The organism is Kribbella sp. NPDC003557 (assembly GCF_040610805.1).
Taxonomy (GTDB): Bacteria; Actinomycetota; Actinomycetes; order Propionibacteriales; family Kribbellaceae; genus Kribbella.
The window spans coordinates 646,846-668,486 of record NZ_JBEXMY010000001.1 but is presented as its reverse complement, the minus strand read 5'-3'; the positions used below and the strand labels follow the sequence as shown (position 1 = coordinate 668,486).

At 69.4% G+C, this 21,641-nt stretch carries 23 protein-coding genes and 1 pseudogene; 16 read left to right on the top strand and 8 right to left on the bottom strand.

The features are described from left to right. Positions 1-14 precede the first annotated feature (14 nt). Complete coding sequence (locus tag ABZW60_RS03250; protein WP_355473507.1) at positions 15-617, top strand: dienelactone hydrolase family protein; 603 nt, start codon at positions 15-17, stop codon at positions 615-617. Between the two features lie 65 nt (positions 618-682). Here ABZW60_RS03250 and ABZW60_RS03245 read toward each other — a convergent pair whose 3' ends face one another. Beyond that, positions 683-2,113: an MFS transporter gene (locus ABZW60_RS03245; protein WP_355473505.1), complete on the bottom strand. Its 1,431-nt coding sequence runs from the start codon at positions 2,111-2,113 to the stop codon at positions 683-685. Between the two features lie 120 nt (positions 2,114-2,233). Here ABZW60_RS03245 and ABZW60_RS03240 point away from each other — a divergent pair, with 120 nt between their 5' ends. The 6 genes from ABZW60_RS03240 to ABZW60_RS03215 are packed head-to-tail and all read left to right on the top strand — an operon-like array spanning position 2,234 to position 7,022. Further along, on the top strand, positions 2,234-3,436 hold the full coding sequence (locus ABZW60_RS03240) for a cytochrome P450 (protein WP_355473503.1): 1,203 nt from the start codon (positions 2,234-2,236) through the stop codon (positions 3,434-3,436). After that, a complete protein-coding gene (locus tag ABZW60_RS03235; protein ID WP_355474481.1) occupies positions 3,436-4,086 on the top strand; it encodes a helix-turn-helix domain-containing protein in 651 nt (216 codons plus the stop codon). Before ABZW60_RS03240 ends, ABZW60_RS03235 begins: the two co-directional genes overlap by 1 nt. A gap of 49 nt (positions 4,087-4,135) precedes the next feature. Continuing rightward, on the top strand, positions 4,136-5,332 hold the full coding sequence (locus ABZW60_RS03230; protein ID WP_355473501.1) for a cytochrome P450: 1,197 nt from the start codon (positions 4,136-4,138) through the stop codon (positions 5,330-5,332). An 11-nt stretch (positions 5,333-5,343) separates the two neighbouring features. Then, positions 5,344-5,538, top strand: coding sequence for a ferredoxin (locus tag ABZW60_RS03225; RefSeq protein ID WP_355473499.1), 195 nt, complete (start codon positions 5,344-5,346; stop codon positions 5,536-5,538). A 22-nt stretch (positions 5,539-5,560) separates the two neighbouring features. Further along, positions 5,561-5,908, top strand: coding sequence for a VOC family protein (locus tag ABZW60_RS03220; RefSeq protein WP_355473497.1), 348 nt, complete (start codon positions 5,561-5,563; stop codon positions 5,906-5,908). Then, positions 5,898-7,022 carry an epoxide hydrolase family protein gene (locus ABZW60_RS03215; protein ID WP_355473495.1) on the top strand — a complete coding sequence of 375 codons (1,125 nt, stop codon included), beginning with the start codon at positions 5,898-5,900 and terminating at the stop codon, positions 7,020-7,022. Before ABZW60_RS03220 ends, ABZW60_RS03215 begins: the two co-directional genes overlap by 11 nt. Positions 7,023-7,103: 81 nt before the next feature. Here the strand turns inward: ABZW60_RS03215 and ABZW60_RS03210 are convergent. Further along, positions 7,104-7,337 (bottom strand): annotated as a pseudogene (locus tag ABZW60_RS03210) (GNAT family N-acetyltransferase); the annotation flags it as partial. A gap of 214 nt (positions 7,338-7,551) precedes the next feature. Here ABZW60_RS03210 and ABZW60_RS03205 point away from each other — a divergent pair. Further along, entirely contained in the window at positions 7,552-8,043 is a 492-nt protein-coding gene (locus ABZW60_RS03205; RefSeq protein ID WP_355473493.1) for a helix-turn-helix domain-containing protein, read from the top strand. On the opposite strand, the gene ABZW60_RS03200 is transcribed toward ABZW60_RS03205, so the two are convergent. Continuing rightward, a complete protein-coding gene (locus ABZW60_RS03200) occupies positions 8,040-8,918 on the bottom strand; it encodes a helix-turn-helix transcriptional regulator (RefSeq protein WP_355473491.1) in 879 nt (292 codons plus the stop codon). The two genes, ABZW60_RS03205 and ABZW60_RS03200, sit on opposite strands and share 4 nt — an antisense overlap. Before the next feature lie 164 nt (positions 8,919-9,082). On the opposite strand from ABZW60_RS03200, the gene ABZW60_RS03195 reads away from it, so the two are divergent. Next, complete coding sequence (locus ABZW60_RS03195; RefSeq protein ID WP_355473489.1) at positions 9,083-9,913, top strand: SAM-dependent methyltransferase; 831 nt, start codon at positions 9,083-9,085, stop codon at positions 9,911-9,913. Between the two features lie 60 nt (positions 9,914-9,973). Here the strand turns inward: ABZW60_RS03195 and ABZW60_RS03190 are convergent, their stop codons facing one another. Then, entirely contained in the window at positions 9,974-11,053 is a 1,080-nt protein-coding gene (locus tag ABZW60_RS03190) for a ricin-type beta-trefoil lectin domain protein (protein ID WP_355473487.1), read from the bottom strand. A 105-nt stretch (positions 11,054-11,158) separates the two neighbouring features. Continuing rightward, positions 11,159-11,713, bottom strand: coding sequence for an XRE family transcriptional regulator (locus ABZW60_RS03185; protein ID WP_355473485.1), 555 nt, complete (start codon positions 11,711-11,713; stop codon positions 11,159-11,161). A gap of 66 nt (positions 11,714-11,779) precedes the next feature. On the opposite strand from ABZW60_RS03185, the gene ABZW60_RS03180 reads away from it, so the two are divergent. Continuing rightward, a complete protein-coding gene (locus ABZW60_RS03180; RefSeq protein ID WP_355473483.1) occupies positions 11,780-12,466 on the top strand; it encodes an AzlC family ABC transporter permease in 687 nt (228 codons plus the stop codon). Further along, complete coding sequence (locus tag ABZW60_RS03175) at positions 12,463-12,786, top strand: AzlD domain-containing protein (RefSeq protein WP_355473481.1); 324 nt, start codon at positions 12,463-12,465, stop codon at positions 12,784-12,786. The genes ABZW60_RS03180 and ABZW60_RS03175 overlap by 4 nt, the downstream gene beginning before the upstream one ends. On the opposite strand, the gene ABZW60_RS03170 is transcribed toward ABZW60_RS03175, so the two are convergent. Continuing rightward, complete coding sequence (locus ABZW60_RS03170) at positions 12,783-13,883, bottom strand: substrate-binding domain-containing protein (protein ID WP_355473479.1); 1,101 nt, start codon at positions 13,881-13,883, stop codon at positions 12,783-12,785. The two genes, ABZW60_RS03175 and ABZW60_RS03170, sit on opposite strands and share 4 nt — an antisense overlap. Positions 13,884-13,984: 101 nt before the next feature. Here ABZW60_RS03170 and ABZW60_RS03165 point away from each other — a divergent pair, with 101 nt between their 5' ends. From ABZW60_RS03165 to ABZW60_RS03145, 5 genes are read left to right on the top strand one after another with little or no spacing between them, the layout of a single operon-like run. After that, positions 13,985-15,928: a carbohydrate binding domain-containing protein gene (locus tag ABZW60_RS03165; protein WP_355473477.1), complete on the top strand. Its 1,944-nt coding sequence runs from the start codon at positions 13,985-13,987 to the stop codon at positions 15,926-15,928. A gap of 16 nt (positions 15,929-15,944) precedes the next feature. Further along, on the top strand, positions 15,945-16,628 hold the full coding sequence (locus tag ABZW60_RS03160) for a hypothetical protein (protein WP_355473475.1): 684 nt from the start codon (positions 15,945-15,947) through the stop codon (positions 16,626-16,628). A 5-nt stretch (positions 16,629-16,633) separates the two neighbouring features. After that, entirely contained in the window at positions 16,634-17,335 is a 702-nt protein-coding gene (locus tag ABZW60_RS03155; protein ID WP_355473473.1) for a tyrosine-protein phosphatase, read from the top strand. A 42-nt stretch (positions 17,336-17,377) separates the two neighbouring features. Continuing rightward, entirely contained in the window at positions 17,378-18,259 is an 882-nt protein-coding gene (locus ABZW60_RS03150; protein ID WP_355473471.1) for an ABC transporter permease, read from the top strand. Next, complete coding sequence (locus tag ABZW60_RS03145; protein WP_355473469.1) at positions 18,246-19,016, top strand: ABC transporter ATP-binding protein; 771 nt, start codon at positions 18,246-18,248, stop codon at positions 19,014-19,016. Before ABZW60_RS03150 ends, ABZW60_RS03145 begins: the two co-directional genes overlap by 14 nt. Here the strand turns inward: ABZW60_RS03145 and ABZW60_RS03140 are convergent. Together ABZW60_RS03140 and ABZW60_RS03135 are read right to left on the bottom strand one after the other, a co-directional pair. After that, positions 19,013-20,011 carry a glycosyltransferase family 2 protein gene (locus ABZW60_RS03140; RefSeq protein WP_355474479.1) on the bottom strand — a complete coding sequence of 333 codons (999 nt, stop codon included), beginning with the start codon at positions 20,009-20,011 and terminating at the stop codon, positions 19,013-19,015. The genes ABZW60_RS03145 and ABZW60_RS03140 overlap by 4 nt on opposite strands. 12 nt (positions 20,012-20,023) lie before the next feature. Further along, complete coding sequence (locus ABZW60_RS03135) at positions 20,024-21,511, bottom strand: LCP family protein (RefSeq protein ID WP_355473467.1); 1,488 nt, start codon at positions 21,509-21,511, stop codon at positions 20,024-20,026. Positions 21,512-21,641: the final 130 nt, after the last annotated feature.

The following is a 21,641-nucleotide window of genomic DNA, read 5'->3' as shown; positions in this document are numbered from 1 at the left end:
ACTAGCATCGCCGATTGTTCGAGATATTTGGATCATTGGAGCTGATGATGGCCGAGGTCGTGCTGTACCACCACTCGCAGGGGCTGACCGACGGGGTGAAGGCGTTCGCCGACGAGCTCCGGCAGGCGGGCCACACCGTCCACACGCCGGATCTCTACGAGGGCAACACCTACGGGACCCTCGACGAAGGCATGGACTACGCGCGGTCGACCGGTTTCGGAAAGATCGCGGAGCGCGGCGTCGAGGCCGCGCAGGACCTGCCGGCCAACGTCGTGTACGCCGGTTTCTCGCTCGGCGTCGTCCCCGCCCAGCAGTTGGCTCAGACCCGGCCGGGCGCTGCCGGTGCCCTGTTCTACTACTCGTGCCTGCCGGCCGAGGAGTTCGGGTCGTGGCCGGAGGGGCTGCGGGCGCAGGTGCACGCCATGGACGAGGACCCGTTCTTCGCCGAGGAAGGCGGCGACATCGACGCCGCCCGCGCCCTGGTCGCCGCCACCAACTCCGTCGAACTGTTCCTCTACCCCGGCAAGGAGCACCTCTTCGCCGACGCGTCCCTCCCCGGCTACAACGAGACCGCCGCCAAACTCCTCCTGGACCGCACCCTCACCTTCCTGGCCTAGACCCGTCCGCTGGCGGGTTGTTTCATGGCTGACGTGCTACAACCCGCCGGCGGTCACACAAGGCGCTAGCCGGCGACTGCCTCAGCCTCGACAGCCGGGGCCTCGGCGGTCGTGCGGCGGGTGGGGATGAAGGAGGCTACGGCGAGGGCGGTGAGGGCGGCGCCGGCGCCGATCAGCAGGACGACCCGGAAGCCACTCTGCGACGGCAGGGTGTAGCCGCCCAGGCTGATCGTCAGGTTCGCCAGGATCACACCGGCGACCGCGCTGGACACCGACGTGCCGATCGACCGCATCAGGGTGTTGAAGCTGTTCGCGGCCGCGGTCTCCGAGACCGGTACGGCGCCCATGATCAGCGCGGGCATCGCACCGTACGCCACGCCGATGCCCGCGCCGATCAGCAGCGAGACCAGCACCAGCTCCCAGACCGAACTCATCAGCACGCTGCCCACGCCGTACCCGGCCGCGACCACGAGCGCGCCCAGCATCAGCGTGACCTTCGGGCCGCGGGTCTTCGAGATCTTCGCCGAGAACGGCGCGGCGACCAGCATGATCAGACCCGACGGGCCCATCACCAGACCGGACGCGAGCATCGACTGGCCGAGGCCGAAACCGGTCGCCTTCGGCATCTGCAGCAGCTGCGGCAGCACCAGCGACATCGCGAACATCGCGAACCCGAACACCATCGACGCCAGGTTCGTCAGCAGCACCTGCGGGCGGGCGGTGGTGCGCAGGTCGACGAGCGGCTCCGCGGTCCGCGTCTCCCACCAGCCCCAGGCGAGCAGCGCGACCACCGCGAGCGCGAACAGCGCCAGTGTCCGGCCGCCGGCCCAGCCCCAGCTCGCGCCCTGGGAGATTGCCAGCAGCAACGAGATCAGGCCGACCGACAGCCCGACCCCGCCGGGTACGTCGAACCGCCCGCCGGACCGCACCGCGGACTCCGGGACGAACCGCACGACCAGCACGAAGACGATCGCGCCGAGCGTGGCCGACACCCAGAACAGCGTGTGCCAGTTGAAGTTCTCGGCCAGCAACGCCGCCGCGGGCAGGCCCAGTGCGCCGCCGACTCCGAGTGAGGCGCTCATCTGAGCCACCGCCGTACCGACCTTCTCGGACGGCAGTTCGTCGCGCATGATGCTGATGCCGAGCGGGATCACGCCCGAGGCCAGGCCCTGCAGTGCGCGACCGGCGATCATCGGCACCAGTGAGCTGCTCAGCGCGGCGACCACCGAGCCGGTGACCAGCATGCCGATGCTGATCAGCAGCATCCGGCGCTTGCCGTACATGTCGCCCAGGCGGCCCATGATCGGCGTCGCGACCGCGGCCGCGAGCAGCGTGGCCGTGATCGCCCAGGCGGTCCCGGCGGCCGAGGCGTGCAGCAGCCGCGGCAGCTCCGGGACCAGCGGGATCACCAGGGTCTGCATCAGGGCGACCGTGATACCGGCCGAGGCGAGCACCGGTACGACGGCACCGGCACGCACGGATGGAGTTGCGGACATCAGCAGCCTCCCGGCTGAGATAGATAGTTGGTTTCTGCAACCAAAAGGCTAAGTCAGGCAGTTGACTTAAACAAGCTCTTGGGAGAAGGTGGAAGGCAAACTACGCGGAGGTGATGATCTGTGACCGATAGTGACCAGCTCGTCGAGTACCCGATCCCGCCCGTCGACGCGATCGACCCGCCGCCGGAGTGGCAGCAGTTCCGGCAGGAGTGCCCGGTGGCGCACGTCCGGCTGCCCAGCGGCGACCAGGCCGCGCTGCTGACCCGGTACGACGACGTCCGCCAGGTGCTGTCCGACGCACGGTTCGCCCGGACGGCGGAGGGTGCGGCCCGGGTCTCGGCGCAGGGCGCGGGCGTGTTCGACCGGCGGCGCCCCGGCGTACCGCAGTCCGGGGACGGGCACCAGCGCTGGCGGCGGATGATCACCAAGTGGTTCACGGCCAAGCGGATGGCGGCGCTGCGTCCCTCGATCGAGGCGATGGCCGAGGAACTCGTGGACGCGATGGTCGCGGACGGCAAGCCGGCCGACCTGAAGGCGAGTCTCGGATTCCCGTTACCGGTGTGGGTGATCTGCGAGCTGCTCGGCGTACCGGCGTCGGATCGGGAGCGGTTCTCGTACTGGTCGGACACGTTCCTCAACCTCAGCCGCTACAGCGCCTCCGACATGGAGGCGGCGCAGGCCGAGTTCACCGCGTACATGGCCGGGCACATCGATGCCAAGCGTGCGGAGCCGGGCAGCGATCTGCTCAGCGACCTGATCACCGGCACCGACTCGGCGGGTGAGCGGCTGAGCGATGACGCGCTCGTCTCCACCGGGATGGGACTGCTGATCGCCGGGCACGAGACGACCACGAACATGATCGGCAAGATGATGGCGATGCTGCTCGCCGACCGCGCCCGCTGGGAGCAGTTGCTCGCCGATCCGGGGCTGGTCCGCACCGCCGTCGAGGAGGCCCTGCGGTACGACGCGAACGCCGGGTTCGGCATGCTCCGGTACGTCACCGAGGAGCTCGCGCTGTCCGACGGCGTCCTGCCCGCGGGGACGACCGCCGTCTGCAGCATGGCCTCGGCGAACCGGGACGAGCGGATCTTCGACGATGCCGCCGCGATGGATCTCACCCGGAGCCCGAACGTCCACCTGGCGTTCGGGGCCGGGCCGCATTCCTGCATCGGGCAGTCGCTGGCGCGGACCGAGCTGCAGGTCGTACTGGACGTGCTGTTGCGCCGGCTGCCGACGTTGGCGCTGGCAGTGCCGCCGGCCGAGTTGCCGCTCGTCGAGGGGCTGCTCGTCGGCGGGCTGCGGGAGGTCAAGGTGGTCTGGTGATGATGATGATGGCGAAAACGGTCCGGGCGGCGCGGGTGAACGCGACGCGGGACCTGATCCTGGCGACGGCGGAGCGGATGTTCGCCGAGCGCGGGGTGCACGAGGTGTCGAACCGACAGATCAGCGAGGCGGCCGGGCAGGGCAACAACACCGCGGTCGGGTACCACTTCGGGACCAAGACGGATCTGGTGCGGGCGATCGTGCGCAAGCACGCCGAGCCGGTCGAGGCCCGGCGCCGCGAGCTGATCGCGGAGCTCGGCGCCGACCCGGACGTGCGGGACTGGGTGACGATCCTGGTCCGGTCGGCGACCGATCACATGGGCAGCCTGGGGACGCCCAGCTGGCTCGCGCGGTTCAGTGCGCAGCTGATGAACGATCCGGCGTTGCGGGAGATCCAGCTGCAGGAGTCGCGGAACTCGCCGTCGCTGCAGCGGGTCGTCGACGGGCTCGGCGAGCATCTCGCCGAACTGCCGCCGGCGGTCCGGATCGAGCGCGGCGACATGGCGCGGCACCTGATCATCCAGATGACCGCGGAGTTCGAGCTCGCGCTGGCCGAGGGCCGGCCGACCGCGCGAGCGACCTGGCAGGAGATGGCCGACGGTTTGATCGACGGCATCGTCGGGCTGCTGACTGCACCGGTGACTTCGTGACCGTGCTGGTGGGATGTTCAGTTCGAAACCTCTCTGGGGAAGGATTCGTATGACCGCTCCTGTCTATCCGATGACCCGGGCGACAGGTTGCCCGTTCGACCCGCCGCCGCAGCTGCGGGAGCTGCAGCAGGACGCGCCGCTGGTGAAGGTGAAGGTCTTCGGCAAGGAGGCCTGGCTGGTCACCCGGTACGACGACCAGCGCACGTTGCTCGCGGATCCGCGACTGAGCTCCGACGTCACGAAACCCGGCTACCCGAGTCCGACCGGCGCGCCGCCGCGCAAGGACGGCGTCGGCATCGGGTTCATCCTGATGGACGACCCGGAGCACGCACGGCTGCGGCGGATGGTGACCGCGCCGTTCATGATCAAGCGGATCGAGGCGATGCGTCCCGCCGTCCAGACGCTGGTCGACTCGTTGATCGACGACCTGCTGGCCGGGCCGAAACCGGTCGACCTGGTGGAGGCGTTCGCGCTGCCGGTGCCGTCGCTGGTGATCTGCCGGCTGCTCGGGGTGCCGTACGCCGATCACGACTTCTTCCAGCAGAACAGCAAGCTGCTGATCCGGATGTCGGCGACGCCGGAGGAGCGTGCCGCGGCGCACGGCAACCTCGCGTCGTACCTGGACGACCTGGTGGGGGAGAAGCTGGCGAACCCCGGCGACGATCTGCTGTCCGGGTTGACCGAGCGGGTGAAGGTGGGCGAGCTGACCCGGCAGGACGCGGCCGGCATGGGTGTACTCCTGCTGATCGCCGGGCACGAGACCACCGCGAACATGATTGCCCTCGGCACCCTCGCGCTGCTCGAGCACCCGGAGCAGCTCGCCGTCCTGCGGGAGACGGACGACCCGAAGGTGGTCGCCGGAGCGGTCGAGGAGCTGCTGCGGTACCTGAACATCACCCACAACGGCCGGCGGCGCGCGGTGCTGGACGACATCGAGCTGCACGGGCAGGTGATCAAGGCCGGCGAAGGCATCATCTTCCCGAACGACATCGGCAATCGCGATCCGTCGGTGTTCGCCGAGCCGGACACGCTCGACCTGCACCGCGACGCGCGGCGGCATGTGGCGTTCGGGTTCGGCGTACATCAATGCCTCGGGCAACCGTTGGCGCGGCTGGAGCTACAGGTCGTGTACAGCACGCTGTACCGGCGGATCCCGACGTTGCGGCGCGCCGTGGCGCTGGAGGAGATCCCGTTCAAGCACGACGGCGCCGTGTACGGCGTCTACTCGCTCCCCGTGACGTGGTGAAAGGAGACCTCATGAAGATCATCGTCGACCAGGACAAGTGCGTCGCGTCGGGCCAGTGCGTGACCGCGGCCGCCGACGTGTTCGACCAGCGCGACGAGGACGGCATCGTCGTCCTGCTCACCGACAACCCGTCCGAGGAGTTGCAGGCCGACGTCCACCAGGCCGCGGCCGTCTGCCCGGCCCTCGCGATCGTCGTCGAGGACTGAGTTCCCGGCTACAGTGCTGTAGATGATCAACGGAGCGCATGTGATCATCTACAGCACCGACGCCGAGGCGGATCGGGCGTTCTTCCGGGACGTGCTGGAGTATCCGTCGGTGGACGCGGGGCACGGCTGGCTGATCTTCACGTTGCCGCCGGCCGAGGTCGCGCTGCATCCGGCGGAGGCCGGGGCGCACGAGTTGCTGCTGATGTGTGACGATCTCGAGCAGACGATGGCGGACCTGGCGGCGCGGGGTGTGGAGTTCGTGCGGCCGGTCGAGCGGCAGCGGTGGGGTGTGCTGACCGCGTTCCGGCTGCCGGGCGGCGGTGAGGTCGGGCTGTACGAGCCGCTGCACGAGCGGGCCCATGATCTCTGAGTTCCGGATCGCGGTCCCGGAGCGTGAGCTGGCGGACCTGCGCGCCCGGCTCGGGCGAATTCGTTGGCCGCGTCAACTACCCGGCGCCGGCTGGGCGCGTGGTGTGCCGGTCGACTATCTGCGTCGCGCAGCCGATCGGTGGGCGGCGTACGACTGGCGGGCGTGGGAGGCCAGGCTCAACGAGTATCCGCAGTACACAACCGAGATCGACGGCCAGACCATCCACTTCCTGCACGTGCGGTCGCCCGAGCCGGATGCGCTGCCGTTGATCATGACGCACGGGTGGCCCGGGTCGGTCGCGGAGTTCCTGGAGGTGCTCGGGCCGTTGACCGATCCGGCGGCGTACGGCGGGGATCCGCGCGACGCGTTCCACATCGTCGCGCCGTCCGTGCCGGGCCACGGTTTCTCGGTGCCGCTGACGTCCGGCTGGGACCACCCGCGGATCGCCCACGCCTGGGCGGAACTCATGCGCCGCCTGGGCTACCGGCGGTACGGCGCACAAGGCGGCGACACAGGCTCGGTCGTGTCACCCCTGGTGGGGCAGGTCGATCCGGCGCACGTGGTCGGCGTACACATCAACGGGGGACTGGCGTTCCCGCCGCTCGAGCCCGGCGATCGAGAGCAGTTGAACGCGGCCGAGCGCGAGCGCCTCGCCGCCGCCGAGCGGTTGCGCGCGGTCGGCACCGGGTACGCCGACCTGCAGGGCACGCGGCCGCAGACGGTCTCGTTCGCGTTGAGCGACTCGCCGGCCGGACAGCTGGCGTGGATCCTGGAGAAGTTCTGGGAGTGGACCGATCCGGACCGCGACCTGCCCGAGGACGCGGTCGATCTCGACCACCTGCTCACCGACGTGTCGATCTACTGGTTCACCAACACCAGCGCCACCTCCGCGAACCTGTACTACGAGAACCGCTCGGCCGCGGACGACGGACGCCCCGGCGTGCCGACCGGCGTCGCCGTCTTCCCCACCGATCCCGCGATCCGCCGGGTCCTAGACCGCCGGCACCACATCGTCCAGTGGTCGGAGTTCTCCCGCGGCGGCCATTTCGCCGCGCTCGAAGCTCCCGACCTGCTGATCGACGACCTCCGCACGTTCTTCCGCCTGGTCCGGTAGGCGCGCGGGAGCGACGAAGTTCAGCAGGGTGCCGTCGCGTTCGACGGTCGCGTCGGGCCAGCGGCGGCGGACCATCCGCAGGGTGCGGTCGTTGGCGGCGCTGACGACGAACAGGAAGTGGGTGGCGCCGGCGGCGATCGCGTCGGCGGCGGCGATCGACAGCATCCGGATGCCGAGGCCGCGGCGCTGGTCGTCCTCGGCGATCACGGCCGCGAGCTCCGCGGTCGATTCGCCGGGCGCCCAGGCCCACATCGCGTGGCCGACGATCGTTCCGGCCCGGGTCGCGACGAACGCGGCGCCGGTCGGGCACAGCATCCGCAGCAGCAACGCCTGCCGCGGCGGCGTACCGATCGCGGTCTGGAACCGGAAGTAGCGGCTGAGGTCCGTCAGCCCGGACAGCATCCTCGCCAGCTCGTCCGCGTCGGGTTCGCCGGCGCGGCGGACCAGTGGCGGTCTCGCCTGAGTCTGATTCACGGATTCAGCCTTGCTCCACTTGGCTGAGTCTGTCAAGCAGACTTATCATCGGGACATGAGCATGATGGTCGGCGAGCAGCTGCCCGAGGCGATGAACTGGTCCACGGAGAACTGCACGATCTCCCGGACGATGGACATCCTCGGCGACAAGTGGACGTTTCACGTCCTGCGCGAGGTCTTCGTGGGTGTGCGCCGGTTCGAGGACATCCGGGCGCGGGCGGGCGTCCCGCGGCAGGTGCTGACCGAGCGGCTCGCCGCGCTGATCGAGCGCGGCCTGATCCGCCGCCATCCGTACCGTCTGCCCGGTCAGCGCGAGCGCTCGGAGTACCGGCTGACCCAGGCGGGGATGGATCTCTACCCGGTGCTGGTCGCGATGATCCAGTGGGCCGATCAGTACCTGCCGCTCGACGCCGGCCCGCCGATCGAGCCGCGCCACCGCGGCGACTGCGGCGAGCGCGTCACCGTGGTCATGCAGTGCGAGGCCGGCCACGAGCCGACCCCGCGCGAGGTTGCCTTCCGCCCCGGTCCGGGCGCGCAACCGCGTTAGGCCTCGAGGTCGGCGATCGCCCTGCGGAGGATGGATTCGGTCTCGCGGGGCTGGGCCGCGGTGATGGAGACGGCGTCCATCGTGACGACGTAGGTGTCGAGTTCCTCGCGCTTGTCCAGGTAGACCGCACTGGTCAGGTGCTCGATGTAGACGATGTCGGGAAGGTCGGCGTCGTTGAAGCGCAGCAGCGTGAACGCGCCGCCGGTCGCCGTGTACCCGCCCTTGTCGAACGGGATGATCTGCAGCGTCACGTTGTGCCGGCGGGCGGCTTCGATCAGGTGCTCCAACTGTGCCTTGAGAATCGCGCGGCCGCCGATCGGGCGGCGCAGCACCGCCTCGTCGATGACGGCCCACAACCGGGCAGGCCGTTGCCTCGTCAGCACTTCCTGGCGGCTCATCCGCAACGACACGAGGCGTTCCTGCTCGGCTCGTGACAACGACTGGTCCTGACGGCCGAGCTGTACGACGGCGCGCGCGTAGTCGGGTGTCTGCAGCAGTCCGGGGATGAACTGCAACTCGAACGTACGGATCAGGTCGGCCGCCATCTCCAGGCCGAGGTAGGAGTGGAACCACTGCGGCGTCAGGTCGTCGTACCGTTGCCACCAGCCCGGGTTGTTCGCGTCGCGGGCCAGTGTGAGCAGCCGGTCGCGTTCTTCCGGGTCCTCGAGCTTGTACAGCGTCAGCAGGTCGTCGACGTCGCGGACCTTGAAACCGACCCGGCCGAGCTCCAGGCGGCTGATCTTCGACTCCGAGCCGCGGATCGCCCAGCCCGCGTCGGTGCGGGTGACGCCCGCGTCCTCGCGGAGCCGGCGCAGGTGCACCCCAAGCATGATGCGCAGGGCGGTCGGGCCGCCGTACGCGCCTGGCTCGGTCACCCTCTCGCCTCCCAGCAGATGCTGCCCGATACCAACAGCTGATCATTTCACAACAGATCGTGACCTCGTCCACCCCGACGCGCCTGCACGCGGTGTTCACAGCACCCTACGGTCAGTAGAGTCGGAACCACCAAATTCCCGATCACCCTCTGCGAGGTTCACTGATGGTCGACGCCACCAAGGCACCCAGTTCGATCCCGGTCGGCGTGGACACCACCCGGGCCAGCATCGCCCGGGTGTACGACGCCTTCTTGGGCGGCAAGGACAACTTCGAGGTCGACCGCGAGGTACTGCGTGGCGTCCAGGCCGCCGCGCCGCAGGCCCAGGACCTGGCCTGGTCGAACCGGAACTTCCTGATCCGCTCGTGCCGGTTCCTGGCCGGCCAGGCGGGAATCACGCAGTACCTCGACTGCGGGTCCGGCCTGCCGACCGCCGAGAACACCCACCAGGTCGTGCAGCGGATCCAGCCCGAGGCCAAGGTGCTCTACATCGACAACGACCCGGTGGTGCTCGCGCACGGCCGGGCGCTGCTGGAGGAGAACGAGAACACCCTGTTCGTCAGCGCCGACATCTTCGACCCGGACGAGGTGCTGAGCAAGCCCGAGGTCCGGGACTTCCTGGATTTCAGCCAGCCGATCGCCGTGATGCAGGCCGGCACGCTGCACCACTACATCGGCACCGAAGGTGCGCAGATCATGCAGAAGTACGTCGACGCGGTGGTGCCCGGGTCGTACACGGTGATTTCGCACTTCTACGACCCGGAGACGCCGGAGCACACCGAGGTCGCCCAGCGGATGGAGGAGAAGTTCATCCACAGCCCGATGGGCAGCGGCAGGTTCCGCACCCGCGCGGAACTGCTGGAGTTCTTCCCCGGCCAGGAGTTGGTCGCCCCGGGCCTGGTGCTCTGCGACGACTGGTGGCCGGACGGCCCGCGGCTCAAGCCGCTGAACCAGGTCGAGGAGTGCATCGTCGGCGCGGTCGGCCGCAAGCTCTAGCAAGCAGCCGTACGTCGCGACGCCCGGGACCCACTGTGCGGTCCCGGGCGTCGCTCGTTGTCAGACCGTCCAGCGCTGCGCGGCCGAGTTGTTGCAGGTGGCAACAGTCACGGGATTGCCCAGCGCTGCGGGCGCGGTGAGGCAGCGGCCGCCGGACCGGATCGTGCCGTCGCCGGGCAGCGTCCACTGCTGGTTCGTGCCGCCGTGGCAGCTGTAGAGGATCACGGTTCCGGCTTGCGTGGCGCTCGCGTCGAGGCAGCTGAACAAGGCGTGGAACGTGCTGTTCTGCGCGTGCACCCAGTTCTGGTTGTTGCCGCCGGTGCAGCTGTACAACAGGATCGTCGTACCGTCCGAGCCGGAGACGTCCAGGCAGCCGCCGCTGCCGCGGATGTCACCCGACGCCGAATTGCCGATGCCGTTCTCCTGCACGGCGGTCGATCCGCTCAGTGTGACCTGGCTGTCCGCGGCGCAGCCGCTGCTCTCCGACGTGCCGGTGAAGTGCGCGGTGAGACTGCCGCTGGTCGGCGCGCTCATCGTCAGCTTCGAGTACGGCTCGTCGTCGCAGGTCGCCTTGTCGTTGTTCCAGTCGAAGTACTCGGTCCAGCTGACCATGCCCGACGTACTGATCGTGTTGCCGGATCCCGTCTGCAGGCTGCCGAGCTTGAACGACGTACCGGCGGTCAGGTCGCGGACCGTCACGCCGTACCAGCCGCTGCCTTCGCTCGCGACGGCGAACGCGTAGGTGTGGCCGGCGGTCGGGGCCTGGTCGAGGCGGCAGCTGCCGCCGGTCCCGTCCTCCTGGAACTGGATGCAGTAGGTGCCGGCGTCGCCGGCTTTCCAGGCGGTGGAGTTCCACAGCGAGTACAGGAACATGCCGCCGCCGTCGCGATGCGTCTGCATGCCGGTGTACCCGCCGACGTCGCCGCCGGTGAAGCCGAACTGGTTGGCCCAGTAAACGTTCGCGCGCCCCGGGGAGGCGTTGATCGTCATCCGGAACTCGGCCTGCGTGAGCGACGCGGTGTCGAACGTGTAGTTGACGTAGGTGCCGGGCGTGACGCCGACGGCGGCGGCCTGGGAGGCGGGGACCAGGGCGGCCGCGAGGCCGAGCAGGGCGCACAGCAGCAAGGACTTGAGTCTCATCGGGGTGCTACCTCCAAGCGAAGTGGGGCGGACTTCGACCAGAGCGCTCTCTAAGGTGATGATGCGCAGAACTGCGCATGAATGTCCAGAGCTGAGCAGTTAACGTTACACGTGCTCGGAAACGAGCGTGGCGGCTGTGCCTTCTTCGAGGGCCTGGAAGATGTGCGGGAGGTCGCCGGGGTAGGCGATGTAGTCGCCCGGGCCGAGCTCGACCGGGTCGTCCAGCGGCCCGACCAGGGCGCGGCCGGAGCCGAGGACGACGTGTTCGACGACGCCGGGCATGTGCGGCTCGGACTTCCGGCCGGGACCCGGCGAGGCGACGATGCGGTAGATGTCGCGGCGCGCGTTCGGCGGGCTGGACGCGACCAGCGTGGCGCTGTAGTCGGCCTGGTCGGAGTAGATCGCCGGGCCCTCGCCGGCGCGGATGATCTGGACCTTCGGCCGCGGCGGGTCGAGCAGCGCGGCGAACGGGGTGTCGAGCGCGACGGCCAGCGCCCACAGGGTTTCGACGCTCGGATTGCCGGTACCGGACTCGAGTTGGGACAGGGTGGACTTGGCGACCCCGGCGCGTTTTGCGACCTCGGTCAGCGACAGGCCGGCCCTGGCTCGGTGCCTACGGAGGGAGGCGGCGATGACGTCCAGGGGCGCGCGGGAGTCCATTGTTCGCTCCATCGGTCTGTTTGTTCGGCTTGACGAACACGTGGCGAGGTGTTCATCATAATGCCCATGCGTTCGATCTGGCGAACACTCGATCCGGGACTCGCCCGCGACATCGGCCTGGTCTGCCTGGCCGACGGCGTCGTGGGGCTGTCGTACGGCGCGATCAGCGTCGGTGGCGGGCTGCCGTTGTGGGTGCCGATCCTGCTGTCCGTCGTGGTGTTCGCGGGTGCGTCGCAATTCCTGTTCGTCGGGATCGTCGCGGCCGGTGGCAGCCCGATCGCGGCGATGGTCGCGGGCCTGCTGGTGAACAGCCGGCACGTCGCGTTCGGTCTGGCCATGAGTGACGTGATCGGCAGCGGATGGCGGCGCTGGCTCGGCAGCCACGTGATGACCGACGAGAACGTCGCGTTCGCGATGGGCCAGGACGAGGTGCGGCAGAAGCGGGCGGCGTACTGGGCCGGCGGCCTGGGGATCTTCGTCTGCTGGAACATCGGCGTCGTCGTCGGCGGCCTGGCCGGCTCGGTCATCACCGACACCGACGTGTTCGGTCTGGACGCCGCGTTCCCGGCCGTCCTGCTGGCGTTGGTCCTGCCCTCGCTGCGCGATCGGTCGACGCGCACGGCGGCGCTGGTCGGCGTCGTCATCGCGCTGGCGACGACACCGTTCCTGCCCGCCGGTCTGCCGGTGCTGTGCGCGCTGGCCGGTCTGCTGTTCTACCGCGCCGAGAAGCCGGCTCTGGAGGTCGCCCGATGAACAACACTCCACTGCTGCTGATCGGGATCGGAGTGCTTGCCGTAGGCACCTTTTCGCTGCGGTTCGCGGGGCCGGCGTTGCGGAGCCGGTTCGAGGTGCCGGAGCGGGCGCAGCAACTGCTCGCCGCGGCCGCGATCGTCCTGCTGACCGCGCTGGTCGCCACCTCCGCGCTCACCGAGGGGCACGGCCCGGCAGGCATCGCCCGCCCCGCCGGCGTCCTGGTCGGCGGCATCCTGGCCTGGCGCCGGGCGCCGTTCGTGCTCGTCGTGGTCGCGGCGGCCGCGACCGCCGCCGGTCTCCGCCTGCTCGGCGTTCCTTAGGCGGGCGGTCCTGTCGTCGCTCGCTGGTGCAGCCGCGGGACGATGGCGAGTTTGGTGGGCGGGTGCGCCTCGTGCGTGTGCTGCCCTCGGCTGCTGAGGCGGTCGACGATCATCTCGACCGCGCGCCGGCCGAGGGCGACCCGATCCGGCGCGACGGCACTCAGGCCGCCCGCCGGGTTGCCGGGCAGCGCGTCGTCGTACGACAGGATCGACACGTCCCCCGGGACCTCGATGCCGCGGGCCGCGAGGAACTCCCGGGCGGTGACCGCGTCCTCGTCGGTGTGGATGAACAGCGCGGTCAGCCTCGGGCCGCGGAGGAGGTCGTCGAGCGCGCTCGTCAGTACGCCCGCTTGATCGGGAGACCGCCGCAGTTGCGTGATCCCGAGCGTCACGCCGCGCGCCGGGGCGATCGTGGCGCCGTACGCCGAGGCCGTGCGGATCAACGCGGGCGCAGTGGGCGTATCGCGGATCAGGCACTGGATCGTGCGGTGTCCGAGGGCGGCGAGATGATCGAGGCCGAGCACCGATCCGGCCTCGTGGTCGGTGAACACGTGGTCCACCGGGGATCCCGCGGCCGCGACGGACGTGGCCGGGTCGAGGTCACGCACCCAGTCGAGCTCCCACGGTCGCTCGATCAGCACGACCGGTACGTCGGTGCGGCAGAGCTGACCCCAGGTCGCCGCCGGAGGCTGCGGCGTGACGAGCAACCCGTCGAGCTTCAGACGCGAGATGCGCGCGTAGCGCGCCGCGGCGAGGTCGTCGGCGTAGTCGTAGTCGGCCTCCACCAGCGTGCTGCCGGTCGCCGCCGCGGACTTCTCGGCGCCCGCGAGGACAGCATCGAAGCAATAGCCCTTCGTCGGCAGCAGGATCCCGAGTCGGAGCTGCGTGCCGACGGGCGCGGTACGCCGTGCCGCCCCGACGGCGCCGCCGTGGACTCGCGTCAGGCGTCCCGCGGTGGACAGTTCCTCGATGTCGCGCTGGATCGTCCGCACGCTGGCGCCCAGGGCGGTCGCCGCTTCCAGGGCCGACACGGAACCCGTGCGCTCGATCCACTTGACCAGAAGCTCCCTGCGCTGCGACCCCAGAAGCTGCCTCATGGCCGGAACCCTAGAGGAGGACATGTCGTCTTTTGTCCGAATCGGCGTGCCGCGGAAGCGATCCGTGGTGACCTGATGGTCCGCCCACCGGAGGTGATCGCATGCTGCGTTCCATCGGACTCAAAGTCGCTCTCGCGTTCTTGGTCATGGCACTGGCCTGGCCGGGATCCGTCGCCGGCGCGTCGGTCGCGGCGTCCTCGTACTACGTCGACTGTTCGGCCGCGTCCGGCGGCAACGGCAGCCAGACCTCGCCGTGGAACTCGCTCGCGACCGTCAACGCGCACGGGTTCGCGGCCGGCGACCGGCTGCTGTTCGCCCGCGGCGTCACCTGTGCCGGTCAGCTGAAACCGTCCGGATCGGGAACCGCCGCCGCGCCGATCACAATCGACGCGTACGGGACAGGCACCGCACGCCCGGTCATCGCCGGCGGCGGCGCCGTGTACGCCGCGATCCACCTCTACAACGTCCAGTACTGGGAGGTCCGCGGGCTGGAGGTCACCAACCTGGGAGCCTCGGCCGCCGAGCGGAACGGCATCCTCGTCGAGCTCGCCGACTTCGGCACCGGCTCGCACTACGTCATCGGCAATGTCTACGTGCACGACGTCAACGGCGGCGACACCAAGAACAGCAACGGCATCCAGTTCCGGGTCAGCGGCACGACGACGCCCACCCATTTCAACGGCGTGACCGTCGAGAACTCCGAGATCTACCGGGTCGACCGCGAAGGTCTCACCACGGCGTCGAGCTGGGGCTGCCGCGCGATCTACGCCTGCACCTCCGGCCCGGCGTGGACCGCGAACACGAACATCGTCTTCCGCAACAACCGCATCCACGACATCGGCGGCGACGGGATCGTCCTGCGGATCGGCGCCGACGCCGTCGTCGAGCGCAACACGGCGTACGACATCTGGATGCGGTCCGCGGGCAACAACGCGGGGATCTGGACCATCAACAGCGACCGGACCGTCGTGCAGTACAACGAGGTCTACCGGGTCCGCCGGCCGTGCTGCAACGACGGGATGGCGTTCGACTCCGACGGCGGCAACCGCGGCGTCGTCTTCCAGTACAACTACAGCCACGACAACGAGGGCGGATTCGTCCTGTTCTGCGGCTGTTCGAGCGGCTGGAGCACGTCCGGAACGACCGTGCGCTACAACCTGTCGGTCAACGACAAGTCCCGGATCCTGTACGCCGCGGGCGAGAGCGCGGCGCAGATCTACGGGAACACGATCTACCTGCCGGCCGGGTCGACGACCAAGATCATCGAGGACAACGGATCCGCCTCGACCAAGGCGACCTGGACGAACAACCTCATCTACAACCTCGGCAGCGGCGGCTACGACCAGGTCGGCAACTACGTCTTCCGGGGCAACCTCTACTACGGCAACCATCCGGCGTCGGAACCCTCCGACCCGTACAAGTCGACCGCGAACCCGTTGCTGGCCGCACCGGGCAGCTCGGCGCCGGACGGGTACCAGCTGGGATCGGGATCGCCCGCCCTGCGCAGCGGGCTGAACCTGGTGGGATCGAGCCCCACGGACTACTTCGGCAACCCCGTCCCGGGCAGTTGCCGGCCCGACATCGGATTCCACCAGCGCTCGGCCTTCGACGACGCGGCCTGCGTGGGTAGCAACCTGGTCCAGAACGGCGGCTTCGAGTCCGGCACGACAGCAAGCTGGAGCGTCACCGCGGGACGCGCGTCCGTCGTCACCGACACCGCGCACGGCGGCGCGAAGAGCCTCAAGCTGGGCCCGTCGCAGGCGAGCGCGGAGCAGGTCGTCGCAGTCCAGCCCGGTACGACGTACGTGCTGTCCGGCTGGGGACGTGTCAGCGCGTACGACACCGAGATCGTGATCGGCGCGAAGGCGTTCGGCGGTCCGTCGGAAATCCGCGCGCCGGCCTTCGTCAACACGACCTGGCGCGGCGGCAGCGTCACCTTCACCACCGGGCCGAGCAGCACGACCGCGACCGTGTACTGCTTCACGCGGGCCGGCGCCGGATCCGGCTACTGCGACGACCTGACACTCACTCGTCAGTCCTCGTAGCGGATACCGTGCGGGTATGACCATGTATCCGCCGGCGCCCGGAGCACCGAAGAAGTCGGTCCTGCCGAAGCTCGCCGTCGCCTGTTTCGTCGTCGGCGCGGTCGTGGTCGGCTTCTTCGTCTGGCGGATCGTCGTCACCGCGCCGCGGACGCCGCAGCCGATCGACGACGGTGTCGTCCACCTGACGAAGGAAGGGCTGACGATCTACGCCTCGATCCCGGTGCTGAACCCGCCGTGCGAGGCTCAGGACGCGAGCGGCAACGACGTCCCGATCGAGCCGCCGAACGGGTCGGAGACGATCACTATCAACGGCGACAGCTGGTACGTCGTCGCACGCTCGACGCAGACCGTCCCGGCCGGGGACTACAGCATCTCGTGCACCGACGACGAGACCGGCGCGACGTATGCGGCGGGGCCGAAGTCGTCGGTGGTCGGGTTCGTGCTGTCGATCCTCGGCACGGTCTTCGGGTTCCTGATCTTCATCGGGCTCGGCATCACGTTCCTCACCGTCGGCGCGGTCAGGACCGCCCGGCGGAACCGGCCCACGAACACCTTCCCCGGACAACCAGGGGCCCCGGGCAACTACCCGCCGATGCCCCCGCCGCAGCAGCACACCTTCCCGGCGCCGCCGCCGTACCACCCGGGCCCCAACCCGGACCGCCCGCAGGACCGCCCCGTCGACCGCCCCCAGGACAGGTGACCGCGATGGATCTCGACTGGCCCGGCTGCCGCAACGTCCGCGACGTGGGCGGTCTGCCGACCGGCGACGGACGGGTGGTGCGCGAGGGCGTGCTGATCCGCGCCGACAGCCTGCAGTACCTGACCGCGGACGGCGTCGAGGCGGTCCGGCGATCCGGCGTGGCCAGGATCCTCGACCTGCGCGGCGACGGTGAGGTCGCGATCGCGCCGACGCCGTTCACCGGTACGGCGCTGGCGGTGCGGCAGCGGCTGGTGGACCCGGCGGACCCCGACCACGGGCAGCCGACCATCGTCGAGGCCTGTACTTGGATGCTCGACCAGCGACCGGAGCTGTTCGCGGCCGCGGTGAAGGCGATCGCGGACGAGCCGGACGGTGCGGTCGTCGTGCACTGCCACGGCGGCAAGGACCGCACCGGCATGGTCGTGGCGCTGGCGCTGAGCGTGGCCGGCGTCCCCGAGGACGAGATCGTCGCCGACTACTACCTGACCCAGTCGCGGCTCGCGGGCTGGCTGGCCGAGCAGCTCGCCGAGGAACCGGACGCGTCCAAGCACCCGGAGATGATCGAGTTCCGCGACACCCGCGCCGAGTCGATCGTCGCGATCCTGCGGCATCTGGACGAGAAGTACGGCGGCCCGGAGGCATACCTGCTGCACGGTGGTCTGACCGCCGCGGACCTGCGGCAGCTGAGAGCCCGCTTAGTGGCCTGACCTGAGTCACCACGGCGTCACCCACCGCAGTACATTGGCGCAATGCCGACCGCCGCACAGCAGACCGACGCAGCGGCGCTGGCTCGACGGTACGGGCTGTCCAAGAGCTCGGTGCGGCCGCCGTTCGGCGCGTACCTGCACGAGTTGTGGAGCCGTCGCCAGTTCGTCGTCAGCTACGCCACCGCCCGCACCTACGCCATGTACGCCGGGGCGCGCCTCGGGTCGATCTGGCAGGTCCTGACCCCGCTGCTCAACGCCGCGGTGTACTACCTCGCCTTCGGCGTACTGCTCGGCACGAAGAACGGGATCGACAACTACGTCGCGTTCCTGCTCAGCGGGATCTTCGTGTTCACGTTCACGCAGCGCTGCATGACCGAAGGCTCCCGTTCGCTCGCGCTGAACCTGTCGCTGATCCGCACGCTGCACTTCCCGCGCGCGACCCTGCCGCTCGCCTACGTGCTGAACGAGCTGAACCAGATGCTGGTGTCGCTCGGCATCCTGTTCGTGGTCGTCGGGTTCACCGACGGCCCGGCGTGGCGCTGGCTGCTCGTCGTCCCGGCGATGCTGCTGCAGGTGATGTTCAACATCGGGATCACGCTGGTCTTCGCGCGGATCGGGACGTTCGTCTCCGACATCACGCAGCTGCTGCCGTTCGTCACCCGGACCTGGCTGTACGCGTCCGGCATCTTCTTCTCGCTGCCGGCCAAGCTCAACGAGATCGACGCCCCGGCCTGGGTGATCAAGGTGCTCGCGCTGAACCCGATCTCGGCGTACATCGACATCGTCCGGCGCTCGCTGCTCGCCGAACACGAGGCCAACCAGCTGCCGCACGCGTGGACGATCGCGATCATCTGGTCGTTCGTCATGCTCGTGGCCGGGTTCGTGTACTTCTGGCAGGCGGAGGACCGCTATGGCCGTGGCTGAGACCGGGGCTGAACCGACAGTCATCGCCGACGGGCTCGACATCATCTACAAGGTGATCGCCGGCCAGGGCGGCAAGGGGACGGCGGCGACCGCCCTGCGGCGGATCGTGAAGCGCCAGGACCGGCCGACGATCCGCGAGGTGCACGCGGTCAAGAACGTCAGCTTCACCGCGTACAAGGGCGACGCGATCGGTGTGATCGGCCGCAACGGCTCCGGGAAGTCCACCATGCTGCGCGCGATCGCCGGCCTGCTGCCGCCCGCGTCCGGGGCCGTCTACACCGGCGGCCGGCCGTCGCTGCTCGGCGTCAACGCGGCGATGATGAACGACCTCACCGGCGACCGCAACGTCGTCCTCGGCTGTCTGGCGATGGGGATGTCCGGGGACGAGATCCGGCGCCGCTACGACGAGATCGTCGACTTCTCCGGGATCGGCGACTTCATCGACCTGCCGATGTCGACGTACTCGTCCGGGATGGCGGCCCGGCTGAAGTTCGCGATCGCGTCCGCGAAGACGCACGACATCCTGCTCGTCGACGAGGCACTGGCCACCGGTGACGCCGAGTTCCGGGTCCGGTCGGAGCGCAGGATCAAGGAGCTCCGCGCGGAGGCCGGCACGGTGTTCCTGGTCAGCCACAGCCTCGACGTGGTCCAGGAGACCTGCAACCGCGCCCTCTGGCTGGACGCGGGCGTGCTGAAACTCGACGGGCCGGTCGACGAGGTCGTCGCGGCCTACATCAAGTCCACCAGGGCGGGCTAGACGGCCTTGGGGCGCTCGCGCAGGCCGATCAGGAAGCCGAGACCCCAGGAGACGTGCATGGTCGCGCAGACCAGCGGCATCCAGAACAGCGCCTTCCAGGGCAGGTAGCGGCCCTCCATCGCGGAGCCGAAGATCAGCAGCAGGGCGTAGCCCAGCGGCGCCAGGAAGCCGATGTCGAGCCAGCTGATCCCGGTGATCAGGCCGATGATGCCGAGGATCGTGCCGACGGCCAGGCCGATGACCGCGACCGGCGGCGCCAGGTACCGCTTGCTGGCGGTCTCCGGGTGCCGGCGGATGACCTCGCGGCGCCACTGGCCGGTGTGGAAGAACTGCTTGGCCACCGCGGACAGCGACGACCGCGGCCGGTACGTGACGGACAGGTCGGGGCTGAACCAGATCAGGCCGCCGGTCTTGCGGATCCGGTAGTTCAGCTCCCAGTCCTGCGCCCGGTGCATGGTCTCGTCGAAGCCGCCGACCCGCTCCAGCGCGGCCCGCCGGAAGACGCCGAGGTACACGGTGTCGGCCGGGCCGGCCTGGCCGCCCTGGTGGAAGGTGGACGCGCCCAGACCCAGCCGGGAGCGGTACGCACAGGCGACCGCCATCTCGGTCGGGGTCCGGCCCTCGGCGGCCATCACGCCGCCGACGTTGTCCGCGCCGCTCTCGTCCAGCACCTCGACCGCGCGGGTGATGTAGCCGTCGGTGAGCGCGCCGTGCCCGTCGACCCGGACCAGGATGTCGTGCTTGGCGTGCGCGATCCCGACGTTCAGCGCGGCCGGTGTCTTGCCGGTCGGGTTCGGCACGATGCTGATCCGGTGGTCCTTCTCGGCCAGCTTGTCCGCGATCTCCTGGGTCCGGTCCTTGCTCGGGCCGATCGCCAGCACAACTTCGAGTTGGCCGGGGTAGTCCTGGTCGAGTACGCGGCCGACCGCCTCCTCGAGGTGGCGTTCCTCGTTCAGCACGGGCATCACGACGGACACGGGTGGCCAGTGGGACAGCGGCATATCAGGTCAGGCCTTACAGATCGATGCGACGTCGTCGACGCCGGTGGCGGGTGTGGTCGGTGAGCTTGTCGGCTTCTTGGTGGTGCTCGTGCTCGGCTTCTTCGTGGTACTGCTGCTGGTCGGCTTGCTGCTACTCGGAGTGCTCGAACTCTTACCGTCTCCTCCCGAGCCTTCCTTGTCCAGCGATTCGGACTTCGCGATCGTCTCGGCGACCTTGGTCCTGATCAGCGCGAAGTCCGGGTCGCCGGTGTGGATCAACGGCGGGACCGCGGAGAAGCTTGACACCGGCAGCTTCTTCGCGTCCAGCGCGAGATCCGTGAAGGTGCCCAGCTCGCCCGCCGGGATGCTGGTCTTGACGACCTGTTTGCTGGCCGAGGCGATGCCCTGGAACTTGGTCAGCACGGTCGACGGGGAGAGCTGGTTCAGCATCGCGGACATCACACACTTCTGCCGCGCCATCCGCTCGTAGTCCGACGACTCGGCGCGGGACCGGGCGAACCAGAGCGCGTGGTAGCCGTCCAGGTGCTGGTTCTTGCCGGCCTCGATGTAGCCCTTGATCGGCGAGCTGCCGCCACCGATCGGGACCCGCTTGCCGATGTCCAGGGTGATCCCGCCGACCGCGTTCAGCAGGTCGCGGAAGCCGGCCAGGTCGATCAGCACGAAGTAGTTGATCTTCAGCCCGGTGACCGCCTCGATGGCCTGCGTGGTCGCGGTCTCACCGGGGTTCGGGTCGCCGGGGAACAGGTTCTTGTGGTTGGCGGCGTAGGTGTAGACGGCGTTCAGCAGGCACTCGGCGCCGCAGTTCTTCCACTTGAAGCCCTCCGGGAACTGCTTGGCCATCGCCGTACCGGCCGGGAACGGGACCTTGGCCAGGTTCCGCGGCAGGCCGATCAGGACCGTCCGGCCGGTGTCGGCGTCGATACTGGCCACCGTCATGCTGTCCGGCCGGGTGCCGATTCGGTCCGCGCCGGAGTCGCCGCCCATCAGCAGCACGTTGTAGCGGCCCTTGTCGGCCTTGGACTTCTGGCCGCTGCCGAACACGCTGGCGACGAAGTCGCGCTGGGTGTTCACGATCACGCTCGCGTAGATCAGCGCGCCGACGACGACGAAGATCAGCGCGCCGTCGAGGATGCTGGCCGTCAGCCGGTGGTTCCGCTCCAGGGTCAGCGGCTGACCGAGCCGGTACGCGTCCACGAACAGCGCGGCCCAGCCGACCGCGAGCAGGATCAGCAGCACCTGGACGATCCGCAGCGTGCCCGGGCGGGCCAGGATGTTGATCGTGCCGGACCGCCAGATCAGGCCGAGGACGACGAAGAAGACCACGATCGCGATCAACCCGGCGACCACGCGCCACACCCACCGGCCGGTCTTGCGGCTGCCCGCGACGACCTGCGCCGAGCCGGGCAGGACCAGCGTCATCAGCAACAGCGTCAGCGCCCGCTTGAACCTCACCGGCTCGCGGAGATTGCGCAGGTCTGGCTTCTCCTGCGGCATGACGTCCTTCCGTTTCCTCCGAGGCGGCTGATGCCGACCGTACCTTGTGCCCCAACCGTGCACTGGTACGACGTGCCGGGGGCGGGGATGGTTCGAGCCCGGGCGGATCCGGAGACGAAGAGTAGCAGTC